At 50.6% G+C, this 12,339-nt stretch carries 10 protein-coding genes; 2 read left to right on the top strand and 8 right to left on the bottom strand.

Annotation, left to right across the window (positions count from 1 at the left end):
- Positions 1 to 90: 90 nt before the first annotated feature.
- Positions 91 to 780: a ClpP family protease gene (locus ACI3EW_RS07765; protein ID WP_118532117.1), complete on the bottom strand. Its 690-nt coding sequence runs from the start codon at positions 778 to 780 to the stop codon at positions 91 to 93.
- A gap of 110 nt (positions 781 to 890) precedes the next feature.
- Positions 891 to 2,534, bottom strand: coding sequence for a C40 family peptidase (locus tag ACI3EW_RS07760; RefSeq protein WP_405581592.1), 1,644 nt, complete (start codon positions 2,532 to 2,534; stop codon positions 891 to 893).
- A 476-nt stretch (positions 2,535 to 3,010) separates the two neighbouring features.
- On the opposite strand from ACI3EW_RS07760, the gene ACI3EW_RS07755 reads away from it, so the two are divergent.
- Entirely contained in the window at positions 3,011 to 3,577 is a 567-nt protein-coding gene (locus ACI3EW_RS07755; RefSeq protein ID WP_118532044.1) for a hypothetical protein, read from the top strand.
- 85 nt (positions 3,578 to 3,662) lie between these two features.
- On the opposite strand, the gene cls is transcribed toward ACI3EW_RS07755, so the two are convergent.
- Positions 3,663 to 5,249 (bottom strand): cardiolipin synthase, encoded by a 1,587-nt coding sequence (gene cls, locus ACI3EW_RS07750; protein ID WP_215702503.1) that lies wholly within the window; start codon positions 5,247 to 5,249, stop codon positions 3,663 to 3,665.
- Positions 5,250 to 5,316: 67 nt separating this feature from the next.
- Positions 5,317 to 6,597 (bottom strand): O-acetylhomoserine aminocarboxypropyltransferase/cysteine synthase family protein, encoded by a 1,281-nt coding sequence (locus ACI3EW_RS07745; RefSeq protein ID WP_118298090.1) that lies wholly within the window; start codon positions 6,595 to 6,597, stop codon positions 5,317 to 5,319.
- 213 nt (positions 6,598 to 6,810) lie between these two features.
- Between ACI3EW_RS07745 and ACI3EW_RS07740 the strand changes: the two genes are divergently transcribed.
- Positions 6,811 to 7,332, top strand: coding sequence for a zinc ribbon domain-containing protein (locus ACI3EW_RS07740; RefSeq protein WP_405581597.1), 522 nt, complete (start codon positions 6,811 to 6,813; stop codon positions 7,330 to 7,332).
- Between the two features lie 81 nt (positions 7,333 to 7,413).
- On the opposite strand, the gene ACI3EW_RS07735 is transcribed toward ACI3EW_RS07740, so the two are convergent.
- The 4 genes from ACI3EW_RS07735 to ACI3EW_RS07720 all read right to left on the bottom strand — a co-directional run bounded on the left by ACI3EW_RS07735 (position 7,414) and on the right by ACI3EW_RS07720 (position 12,225).
- Positions 7,414 to 8,292, bottom strand: a complete 879-nt coding sequence (locus ACI3EW_RS07735; RefSeq protein WP_405581600.1) for a DUF368 domain-containing protein — start codon at positions 8,290 to 8,292, stop codon at positions 7,414 to 7,416.
- A gap of 198 nt (positions 8,293 to 8,490) precedes the next feature.
- The gene (locus tag ACI3EW_RS07730; RefSeq protein WP_405581602.1) at positions 8,491 to 10,965 is read right to left on the bottom strand and encodes a DUF6449 domain-containing protein; all 2,475 of its coding nucleotides are present in this window, start codon (positions 10,963 to 10,965) and stop codon (positions 8,491 to 8,493) included.
- Entirely contained in the window at positions 10,940 to 11,839 is a 900-nt protein-coding gene (locus ACI3EW_RS07725; protein ID WP_118650316.1) for an ABC transporter ATP-binding protein, read from the bottom strand. The genes ACI3EW_RS07730 and ACI3EW_RS07725 overlap by 26 nt, the downstream gene beginning before the upstream one ends.
- The gene (locus ACI3EW_RS07720) at positions 11,836 to 12,225 is read right to left on the bottom strand and encodes a GntR family transcriptional regulator (protein WP_329752479.1); all 390 of its coding nucleotides are present in this window, start codon (positions 12,223 to 12,225) and stop codon (positions 11,836 to 11,838) included. Before ACI3EW_RS07720 ends, ACI3EW_RS07725 begins: the two co-directional genes overlap by 4 nt.
- Positions 12,226 to 12,339: the final 114 nt, after the last annotated feature.

The following is a 12,339-nucleotide window of genomic DNA, read 5'->3' as shown; positions in this document are numbered from 1 at the left end:
CAAGTACCCCAAAGTATAGTATACAAAAAAAATTTTCAAAATGCAACCGTAAGAAGTCACAAATCGAACATATTTTCGGTTCCGGATTTTCTACCTGTGGGAAACAACGTTTTCTTCCATCATCCTGTTTAATTTCCCGATCGCGTCCCGGATCCCGCCTTCCCCGTCGATAAGGCCGCACTCCACCGCCTCTTTTCCGACAAGTACGGTCCCGAGATCCTTTGTCAGCATTTTTGTATTGTGCATGAGCTTTTTCAGTCTTTCCCTGTCGATCCGGCTGTGCTCCGACACAAAACTTATGATCCGCTCCTCGATCATCTCAAAATATTCATACGTCTGTGCCGTTCCGATCACCATCCCGCTCATGCGCACCGGATGCACCAGCATCGTTCCGGTCGGCACAATAAAAGAATAATCCGATGCCACTGCAAGCGGAACTCCGATCGAATGGCTGTCCCCGATGACAAGAGACACCGTCGGCTTGCTTAAGGAGGCGATCATCTCCGCCAGTGCCAGTCCGCAGCTCACATCTCCGCCGATCGTGTTGACAAGGATCAGGACACCGCCAATCGTCTCATCGCTCTCCACCTTGGCGAGCTCCGGCAGGATATGTTCATATTTCGTCGTCTTTGTGCTTCCCGACAGGTTCTCATGTCCCTCAATCTCCCCGATGATCGACAAAAGATGGATCCGCTTTCCGTTCTCCTCAAGCGTCGCCTGACCGTTCTCCCGGATCCGTTCCTCCTCCGCCTTTATCTCCTTCTGTTCCTTTTCATTCATATCAAAAAACTCCTTTCCGACATACCAGGTATCCCCAGTATGCACAGAAAGGAGTTTTCCTATCCATTCCATTTCAGGAAATCATATTCTGTTTTGAGTCATTCTCCATTTTAAGAACGGTTTCCGATCACATCCACGATACAGATCGGTGTGCGGTAATTCCAGGTTGAGATCTTGATCCCGCTCCGGCGGCTCGCCGCATTGATGACCTGCCCGTTTCCGATATACATTGCAACATGATTGATCTTTCCACGGCTGTTTCCGTAGAATACCAGATCACCCGGACGCATCTCGCTCGACTTGATCCGTTTTCCGCTCTTTGCCTGGGATCCGGAATAATGCGGAAGGGAGATTCCGAAGTTCTTCATGACGGACATTGTAAATCCGGAGCAGTCCGCTCCCTTTGTGAGGCTCGTTCCGCCCCATACATACGGATTTCCAAGGAATTTCATCGCGTAGTTTACGATCCGGCTCCTTAAGGACGCGCTCTCCTCCGTCGGGGAGAACTTGATCGCCTCGGAAAGGGCGTACCGTACCTCCACGAACTCGGAAGATACATAGGCCGCCGAGATCTCATCATCTCCGTCTCCCTCGCCGCTCTCATCAAATTCGATCTTTACCCAGCCGTCAAGCTGTTCTGCGACATGGTAGCGCTCGTTCTCAGAGATCTGGGTCCAGATCTTCGCATCGGTGGACGGCTCCGTTCTCGCATTCAGTCGGTCCGCATGGACGATCGCCATTAACTCCGCGTGGTTCATCGCCGCCTGCTTTGCCTCGTCTCCGGTGAGGATATAATCGCTCTTTACATATCCGGTGATCCCGCCCGAACTGATCTTGTACCAGCCGTTCGCATCCTCCAGGATCTCGCATCCGGCATAGCTCGGGAGTTTTCCGATGATCTTCTCATTTTCCCCGGCACCGGCACGGATATTCAGATAGTTTGAGACATTGGAAACACCGGGACGGTCATAGAAATTTAAGACCATCGCCTTCATATCCAGCTTGTTCGCCTCATTCATACAGAAGCGTTTCTCCGCATAATCCGCAGAGATGTAACCGCCGGAGATCTTATACCAGCCATTCTCTTCCCCGACGATCTCGTGAAGCTCTCCCTGCAGGCATTTTCCGACGATCTGTCCGTCTGTGGACGGAGTCTCACGGATATTCAGGTTATCCGCCGTAATATAGGCGCGCTCTTTCACGAGGTCCTTCGCAGCCTCTTTCGCCTCATCCCCGGTGAGGATGTATTCGGAGCTTGCATATCCTTCAACTTCCCCGGAGCTGATCTTTACCCAGCCATCCAGAGTCTCTAAAATCTCACAGGCACTTCCGTCCGAGAGCGTTCCGACGACATTCGCCGCTCCGTCTGGGTCTTTTCTGATATTCAGGTATCCTGTCACCTTCGCGATCCCGAGATTTGAATAGGAATCGATCACTTCCTGGATCTTCGCATCTCTCGCCTCAGACTCTGATTCGATCTCAGCGCGGCTCTCCTCTTCCGCCGCAAGGGAAGACTCCTCCGCACTCTCGCTCTCCGCCGCCGATTCGGAAGCCGCCTGTGCTGCCGCCATCTTTGAGCGGACCGCAGTCACAGCCTTTCCTCCGAACAATACCGCCAGAGCGATCACCACAAGAACTGCTGCGCCGATCACCAGGATCCCGTAGTGTTCCCAGAAAGACGGTTTTCTTCTCCGCTTTCTGCTCGCTTTATTGATTGAATCCATATAGTTTACCGTATCTTTATCATCATTCATATGTTTCTCTCCATGCTGTTTCCGATTTCCGCTCCCCGTCTGTCACGTTCCGATCAGACGAAGCAGCGCGTTTTGTGGGCAAGGACAATTGTCCCTGTCATGCACATACAAACATTAGTGTAACATATCTGTAATCAAAAAGCAAAAAATTTTCTATTAAAAAATTGTGAACATGGCGTCACCCGGTGACTGTACACGGTGCTCCTTCCCCGGGCACTGTCGTCAGCCGGAAAACAGATCCTGTATTTTTTCTTGCACAAGCGACATTTATAATTGAAAACATTGCCAAATTTTTATATAATATTCTTAATTATTTGTCCATATTGTCTAAAGTTACAAAAGTCATGACTTTTCCGGCATATGGAATCGGATCTTCTGAACGCTTTCACGTTGTATATAAGTCTGATGCTTTTTACCGGCCGGACGCAGCCGGGATCTTATCAGACTGAGATAAATTCACCCAGGAGGTACCCCACATGAAACATTACACCAGCCCACGGATCCAGCGGGCACAGCTTTTTCTCATGAAAGTCTCCTCTTATCTTGAGATCGCCTGTGCCCTGATCCTGATCGTCGCGATCTGTATCGCGTTCATACCGGTCCCGCAAAACCTGTACAGTCTGTATCTTGACAACGGCTTTGATCTCTCAGACTTTATGAAGAAAAGTTTTGATCTCGTCATCGGTGTCGAGCTTCTGAAGATGTTCTGCCGCCATGATATCGACTCTATCGTCGAAGTTCTTCTCTTCTCTGTCGCAAGACAGATGGTCATCGATCACCTTGCCATAAAAGAGGCGCTCATCGGCTGTATTGCCGTCGCGATCCTCTTTGCTGTCCGCAGATTTCTCTTTGTGCCGATCCTCGACAATCCGGACGAAGCGGAACGAAAACTAGAAAAGGATCAGTACATTAAAGAACGGATCGCTGAGGCCATCTCCGCTTACAAAAAAGAAAATGCCTCAGTAAGTCTCAGGGAACGCGCGGAAGCATCCGTCAATACAGCCTCTGCAGATCCGCTCAGTGATAAGAGCGGAAACGAATAACAGGGTCTTTTGCGTCACAGGATTTCAACAAGTGAAAACAAAATGGAGCAGATCTTCTCTGCTCCATTTTTTCGTCTGATTCTTTTTACATCAGCGGTGCAATGAGCCGCATCGCCTTTCCGCAGAATTTATGGAGTGTCGGAAGTGCATCCACACTCTCCTTCGTCATCCGGACACATTTCTTTAATGTCTCATCAAAATCATACCGGATATCCTTCACGACCGGATTCTCATAGATATAAACACCGCATTCAAAATTCAGGTACTGGCTCCTGAAGTCCATGTTTACAGATCCGACGACTGCCTTCTCCCCATCACTGACGAATGTCTTGGAATGGACAAAGCCCGGAAGATACTCATATACCTTTACACCGGCCTCAATCAGCTCCGTATAGTAGGAATGTGCCAGCATGAACGCCGATTTCTTGTCCGGGATATGCGGCATGATGATCACTGTATCCACACCGCGCTTTGCCGCATAGGTGAGCGCCGTGATCATATCGTCATCCAGAACCAGATACGGAGTCATGATGTACACATATTTTCTCGCCTGGTAGATGATGTCCAGGTAGAGCTGGTGTCCGACCGGCTCCCCGTCGATCGGGCTGTCGGAAAACGGAATGGAAAAGCCGTCCATGTTGAGCTCCGGGGCGTGGAAATAATCGCCGGTGTCCAGATATCTGCTGTAATCGAAATCGGAGTCCAGCTTTTTCACACAGACGTCCCACATCTGGAGAAACATCACGGTAAAATTATTCACCGCATCGCCCTTTAAGCGGATCGCATTGTCCTTCCAGTGTCCGAAGCGGACTTTCCGGTTGATATACTCATCCGCAAGATTCACTCCTCCGGTATATGCCGTATGGCCGTCGATCACGAGGATCTTTCTGTGATCGCGGTTATTCTGGCTTGTCGAGATCGCCGGGCGGATCGGATTAAAGATCTGGCAGTGGATCCCCTTTGCCTCCAGCTCCTTCGGATAGTCATGAGGCAGATTTGAGAAGGAGTTCATTCCGTCGTAGAGGATCCGCACCTCGACACCTTCCTTCACCTTCTGCTCCAGGATCTTCACGATGGAGTCCCACATAACTCCTTTTGCGATAATAAAATACTCGATAAAAATATAGCGCTTCGCCTTCTGAAGCTCCCGGAGAACATCTTCATAGAAGTCATCTCCCAGCGGGAAATACTTGAAATTCGTCCGGTCCCAGGTAGGATAGCCGCCGCTCTCCTTCATATAATGGCTGAGATTAGAATTGCTCCGGCTCCTGAGTTCCAGTCTCTTACAGACATCCGGGTCCTGATCAAGGTAATGATCCGTCTTCTTTTTCACCTGTTCGATCCGTCTCGCAAAGATCTTCGTCTCTGTCTGGAGCTGGACAAACACATAAAACAGGGTTCCGAATACCGGGAACAGGAGGACCGGGACCAGCCAGGCCATCTTAAAGCTCGCGTTCTGCTTTTCATTCAGGATATGGATCGTGAGGATCGCGCTGATCACAGCAAAGGAACCATATCCCCATGCCTGGTATCGCTTGTCCAGCCACACATAGACCCAGTACAGCACTGCCAGCTGCAGCGCGATAAATAAGAGGAAGAACGCAGTTCGTCCGAATACGACTCTCAAAAGTCCGCGTTTTCCCTTTCCCTTCATTTCATCCATTTCCATCATATATTATGCCTCAACTTATCTCGTCCATATCAGTCTCCGATCAGTCGGCTGATCTGCAAAACTGTTTTTAATCTTCCAGTGCCTGTCTTAAATCTTCGATAATGTCATCCACATCCTCGATCCCGACGCTCAAGCGGATCAGGGACGGATCAACTCCGGCCTCCACAAGCTGCTCATCGGTCAGCTGGCGGTGGGTATGGCTCGCCGGATGAAGGATGCACGTTCTCGCGTCAGCGACATGGGTAACGATCGCAACGAATTTCAGTTTGTCCATAAATTCGCCTGCTGCCTGTCTTCCGCCCTTTAAGCCGAAGGAGATCACGCCGCAGCTTCCGTTCGGCATATATTTCTCCGCGAGCGCATGGTACTTGTTGTCTTTGAGTCCCGGATAGTTGACCCAGGCAACATCCTCTCTCGCGAGCAGCCACTCTGCTACCTTCTGTGCATTCTCACAGTGTCTCGGCATTCTGAGGTGTAAAGTCTCCAGTCCGACATTTAAGAGGAAGGAATTCATCGGGGACGGAATCGATCCGAGGTCACGCATCAGCTGGGCTGTCGCCTTTGTGATGTACGCTTTCTTTCCAAAACGCTCTGTATACACGATTCCATGGTAAGACTCATCCGGTGTCGTAAGTCCCGGAAATTTGTCCGCATGGGCATTCCAGTCGAAGTTTCCGCTGTCAACGATACAGCCGCCGACAGTCATCGCATGGCCATCCATATATTTTGTCGTGGAGTGTGTCACGATATCTGCTCCCCACTCGAACGGGCGGCAGTTAATCGGAGTTGCGAACGTGTTGTCCACGATCAGCGGTACGCCGTGTTTATGCGCAAGGCGGGCAAACTTCTCGATATCGAGAACAACTAACGCCGGGTTTGCGATCGTCTCGCCGAATACCATCTTTGTGTTCGGGCGGAACGCCTTCTCGATCTCCTCCTCCGGTGCATCCGGATCAACGAGCGTCACATCGATCCCCTGTTTTTTCATCGTAACGGTAAACAGGTTGGAGGTTCCTCCGTAGATCGTTGCCGCGCTGATGATATGGTCACCTGCGTTGCAGATATTGAAGGCTGCGTAGTAGTTTGCAGCCTGTCCAGAGGAAGTCAGCATCGCAGCGACACCGCCTTCCAGCTCGCAGATCTTTTCTGCGACTGCGTCGTTCGTCGGGTTTGCGAGTCTTGTATAGAAATATCCGTCCTCTTCCAGATCGAACAAACGCCCCATCTGCTCGCTCGTCTCATATTTAAAGGTTGTGCTCTGATAGATCGGGAGAACTCTCGGCTCCCCGTTCTTCGGCTTCCAGCCGCTCTGGATACAGATCGTTGCTGGTTTTCTCTTCTCTCCCATAATAGTTCCTCTCTTTCCCCCGGACTGTGGTCCGATGTGTAAACTGACTATTATCATAGCACACTTTCTCTTCCGCTTCAACCTACCAAAGTCGTTACGCTGCCAGCATAATGATTGACTTCTCCCACAAAAAAGACTAAAATAAAGATAATATCCAGCGTCTGTTCTCACACAGCCGCTCACGATCCATATTCAGAAAGGAGTCTATTGCATATGGCATTTTTTACAGATATGAAGCGCAGTCTCACGGAGGCCGGAAAACAGGTCGCTCAGAAAACGAAGGAAGTTTCCGACACCGTTCAGTTAAAAACACAGATCTCCAGAGAAAAAGAGGCGGTGAACCGCCAGTACGCCCAGATCGGCAAGAGAGTCTTCGAAGCCGCAAACGCAGTCGACGAGGAAGCTTACTCTGCTGAGTTTGCCCTGATCCGTGAAAGCTTAAAGACGATCGACGAACTCCAGGACAAGCTCTCCACCCTGGAAGGATTCATCCACTGTCCGGAATGCGGTGCAAGGATCGAGAAGACCGCCGCTTTCTGCAGCAAGTGCGGTGCTAAGATCGCGGAAGTGATGCCGGAGGATGCTCCTGTCGACGTTGTCGATACTGCTGAAACAGCTGAGACAGCCGAAAACGAAACATCCAATGATACCTGCGCCTGCGAAGCGGTTCCGGATGAGAAATTCGAAGACGGATCCGCCGAGACTACGGCAAATGTGACCGAAGATCACGAATAAACCATCTGACAGAAAGAAAACCGGCGATGTCTGCAGGAATCCCTTTCCACGGATCCCAGCAGCAGCGCCGGTTTTCTTTTATTATTTTTCTCCCACAAACACCGTCACAAACGCACCCGCGCCCATGAGAACGATTCCGAATAAGATCTCCCAGATGGACAGGGAACCAAGCTTCGATACGAGACCCGTGTTGATAAAAATCGCGATCGGGGATGAGATCACAAGTCCCAGGATCGCACAGAATGTCTGAACCCCGTATTTTTCAAAGAGGAACGTGATCAGCTTTGCGATCAGGAAAATCCCGAGGATCACGCCGATCCCGAACGGAGCCAGAAGCAGGATCCCATCCTTCATTCTCATGAGATCAAACGCACGGAGATTGTCGAGGAATGTCTTGATCGTATTGATGATCGCGTAATAATATCCGAAGATCATGAGCATCATGGATCCGGATACGCCCGGGATCACCATCGTCGCAGAAGCCACAACTCCGAGAATAAATAAGATCACCATATTCACCGGAGTCACTGCGATCACGGTCAGAGCGTCCTTGCTCTCCTTTAAGAGCGGCATTCCACCGGAGATCACGAAGGCGATCACAAACGCCAGGATCCCGAACACGCCGATCCCGCCGGAAGTCATCTTTGACTTCATGGAGAAAATGATCGCAGGAAGTCCGCCGAGGATCAGACCCACGAACGCCATACATGTCACAAATGTGTGCTTGTCGAGCAGATATTCGATCGCATAGGTAAATCCCACGATCCCGATCCCGCAGCCGATGATGATCGGGATCAGGAATGCGATGTTCTTCTTAAACTCCTTAAACAGACCTGAAACCGCACCGATCAGCCGATCGTAGATGCCAAGGGAAACCGCCATCGTTCCTCCGGAAACGCCGGGAATGATGTTTGCGATCCCGATCATGACTCCCTTTATGATATTGCCAAAAAATTCCATGATAAACCTCCATAAATCTTTTGTCCGGATGATCCCATTCTCCATTTCCACACAGCGCAGCGATCTGCCGGGAACGTTCGGGTGTCTCATGCGCCCGACAGACCAGGCAGCTGCCGGTGTATCCGGCGTCTCTGCCTGGTCTGTGGTAAATCCTGTTTCATTCAGACGATCTGATTATACACGATACGTTCCATTCCATCAATCACTTTCGCTGACTCCGATCCCCTGGTTTACAGATTTATTCACGATCTGATCGTAATTTAACGTCTGATCCAGGAATTCCGGGATTGTCGTTCCAACGAACCGGTACAGGCGTTCTTCCGGAGTTCCGGTCAGAACCTCATCTCCCGACGGTTTCAGTTCCACATAGATCTCGATCCCGCTTTCATATGTGCAGAGGCGGTTTCTCTGGAGAAGGTTATCCGAGGCACTCGCCGAAAGGACCTCTCCGATCTTCTTTCTGTTTTCCTCCGATCCATCGTTTACGATCGTGATCGCCCGGTAATTGTCATCGTACGTTCTCGTCGCGATCGCCATTTCTTCATCCGAAGAAGCTTCCGCCTGCACCGTGCTCTCGTCAGCCACCATATCTGCCGCTAAGACAGACTCTCCTGTCTGAGGATCTGTCCCGGTCTGCTCCGTCTCATAGTCCACCGGATACAGGATCTTTACAGCAGCCACTTCATCCACGGAGATTCTCTGCTCCACATCGAGACCCGCCTGTTTTAAAAGGGCGATCGTCTTTGTAAAGGACGGATAGACCGGGAAGAAGTTTACATTATTCATATCATCAAGGCGGAATCCAGAGGAAGTATTTCCGCGCTGTTTGCTGATCACGGTGAGGTATTCCTGCTCAGCCGTGGTGAGGAAGCGCAGCGCAGCCACCGGTGCATTTACCGCTCTCTCATTTAACGTCAGACCTGCAAGCTCATCCTGGTAGGCGGATAAGATCTCCGCCTTCATGGAATCGTCCGTCCTGAGCTCCGAGATGTCTCCATCCGTCATCCAGTAGATCCCCGTGATATTCTCCGGTGTGTAGGACATTACCGGATAAGTGCCCTCTTTGTACTCTCTCGATGCGTAGAGTTCATCGAGACTGCTTCCGAGTACCGAGCGCGGGATCATGTAGGAGCGGTAAACGGTTTTTCCGTTTTTCATATGGAAACTGACCTGCGCATAGATCATTCTCTCGCTGTCATCATAGATGGAAGTCGAATTTCCTTTGATCTTCGCCTCCCTCTGCAGCTTCGCCTCTTCCACACCGTGCTCCGCGAAGGCGAGGACTTTTGCGTAATCGGTAAGTTTCATGTTCTCATCCGCATAATTTCCGTAATCCAGATACTTCCATCCGTAGGAGGTTCCGTTCCGGTACGGAAGCCCATAATCGAGATCGTCGAGATACGCATTGATCGATGCATAGTTAAAGTTCTTCTCGTTCGGAAGATACGAATCATAACTGATCGCATCCGTCCAGAAGATCCCGATCAGCAGAATGGCAAGGACTCCTCCTGCTGCTGTCTGGGCAAGATTCGAAAAGAGCTTCGAGAAATCGAAATGATAGATGATCTCGATCATGCAGCTCATGAGGACAAGTCCCAGGATAAAGCCGATAGCTGCCCAGGACAGGCTGTAGTAAATACTCCACAGCAGGATCGTCGCTGCCGTCGTGACCGGCACAAGGAGCAGGACTTTGATCGGGGCCTGCGTCTTTTTGAAGGCCATCGCTTTTCCGGCAGACTCTGAGGGGCGGAGCTTATAGAGGATTAGCGCCAGGACGGTGAGGAGCACCGCAGCAAGGAGGCCGATCGCACAGAGCTTATAGAGTCCCATGCCCGTTCCCGTGCTTCCGATACTCATCTGGATCCTGGAATATCCATAATCGATATCATCAAAAAACTGATCTGAATGGAAGATCCGGAGTCCCGCTTCCATCAGTTTTGCATAATATCCGATCGGGGATCCGTACTCCGCAATCCATCCCATATCGCTGTTTCTTCCGGTCGTCACAAAGAAAAATTCCTTCAGGACACTGAGCAAAAGGGAAATGGCCGGAGCATAGCCGTACAGAACACCTGCACCGAGGATCGAGATGAACAGGTTTCCCGTGAGCAGGACCGCGATCACCATCACAGCATAGATCAGTAAAAATCCTACCATATGAGTGGCGAACGCAGAGAGCATCATCTTCACGATGCTGCCTCCCTGGATCCCGTTTCCGCAGAAGATCGCAAATGCTGCGATCATGTTGATCAAATATGCCGCAAAGAGGATCAGGAAGCCGTCCAGAAACTTCACAGCAAACAGCTGCTCTCTTTTGACCGGGAGACAGTTGTAAAAGTCAACCTGCTTTTTGGAATGCAGATACAGAAATCCGGTCAGTCCGAGGATCATAGCCGCTGCTGCCACCAAAACGCACAGGAACGCATTCTCAAATCCAAGAACTTCTCCGACGAGGCGCAGGATCTTCGTGTGTTTCAGGGCATCTGCCCCGATCTCCGCATATCCAGTCCCGTTCACGAGCCAGTTTTCATACTCTTTTCCGATGCTCGCGATCCCCATGGCCGCCGCCATCGGCATTGCAAAGAAGAATGTGAGCAGGGAAAAAGCGACCGCCCAGAGTCTTCGTTTCATGTCCTCTTTCATAAGTTTAAAAAATAAGCTTTTTGATGTCATATCCTGCCACCTCCGTTTCACTGATAAAGATCTCTTCCAGTGAGAGCGGGATCAGTTCAAAGAACAGCGGTTCACACGCCGCCATCTGCTGCTCCACATTCTCTCTCGTCCCGCGCACCGTGATCGTCGCCAGGCTGCCCCGGTACTCTGTCTTCAAGATATCGAGACTGGTAAGGTCCTCCACCTTCACTCCTGGTTTTAAGACGCACTGGATCTTATGGATATTCAGTTTCATGTCATCGAGATCCTTTGAGAGCAGGATCCCGCCCTTGTGGAGAAGTCCGACATGGTCACAGATATCTTCCAGCTCCCTCAGGTTGTGGGAGGCGATGATCGGTGTCAGGTTCCGCTCCGCCATATCGTTCGCGAACAGGCTCTTTACCGCCTGGCGCATCACCGGATCTAGACCGTCGAAGGTCTCGTCACAGAAAATATAGTCCGTTCCCGCGCAGATCCCGTAGATGATCGAGAGCTGCTTTTTCATCCCTTTTGAGAACGTGGAGATCTTTCTCTTCTTTCCAAGGTCGAAGGACTCCAGGAGATGGAAAAATCTCGGCTCATCAAACGCCGGGTAGATCGTCTTGTAGAACTTCATGAGTTCCACCGGGGTTCCGTTCGCGAAAAAATACTGGTCGTCGGAGATATAGAAAAACTTCGACTTTACCTTCGGATTCTCATAGACGTTCTCCCCGTCGATCAGAACGGTTCCCTCGTCCGGTTTTAAGATCCCGCTGACCATCCTGAGAAATGTGCTCTTTCCGGCGCCATTCGTCCCGATCAGCCCGAACACGCTGCCCTCTTTGATCTTCGCATCGATATGGTCCACCGCTGTGATGTCATCAAATCGTTTGGTCAGTCCGCTTGTCTCGATCATTCGTCTCCACCTCCGTTCTTTCTTGCCGCCTCATACTGGATCTCCACCATGTTTTTGATCTCCTCTCCCGGGATCCCGACACGGATCGCCTCATCGATCATATCGCTCACCTTCAGGAGAACCTCTTTCTTCTTATTCTCTTTCATTGCCTGATTGTCTGCCACAAAACTTCCCTTTCCCTTCACTGTATAGATGTATCCCTGCCGTTCCAGCTCCACATACGCGCGCTGGATCGTATTCGGATTGATCGAAAGTTCCATCGCAAGGCTGCGCACGGACGGCAGCGGTTCATTCTCTTTCATCACGCCGAGCAGCATCAGCTCCTCGAGTTTCGCGACCACCTGTTCATAGATCGGCCGCCGGTCTTTGTAGTCTAACAGGATCATAAGCCTCCTCCTTTCCCGATTCTCTGCGTGATACACTCCTGATTTCCGGGCCCTGGGGCAGAAAAATTTCTGTCTGTTTATTCTTTCTAAGTGTATCAACACTCTTAATACAGT

It is taken from the genome of Pilosibacter rotomagensis, assembly GCF_045062245.2.
Lineage (GTDB): Bacteria > Bacillota > Clostridia > Lachnospirales > Lachnospiraceae > Pilosibacter.
The sequence above is the reverse complement of the archived record's forward strand: the minus strand, read 5'-3'. Positions and strand labels throughout refer to the sequence as shown.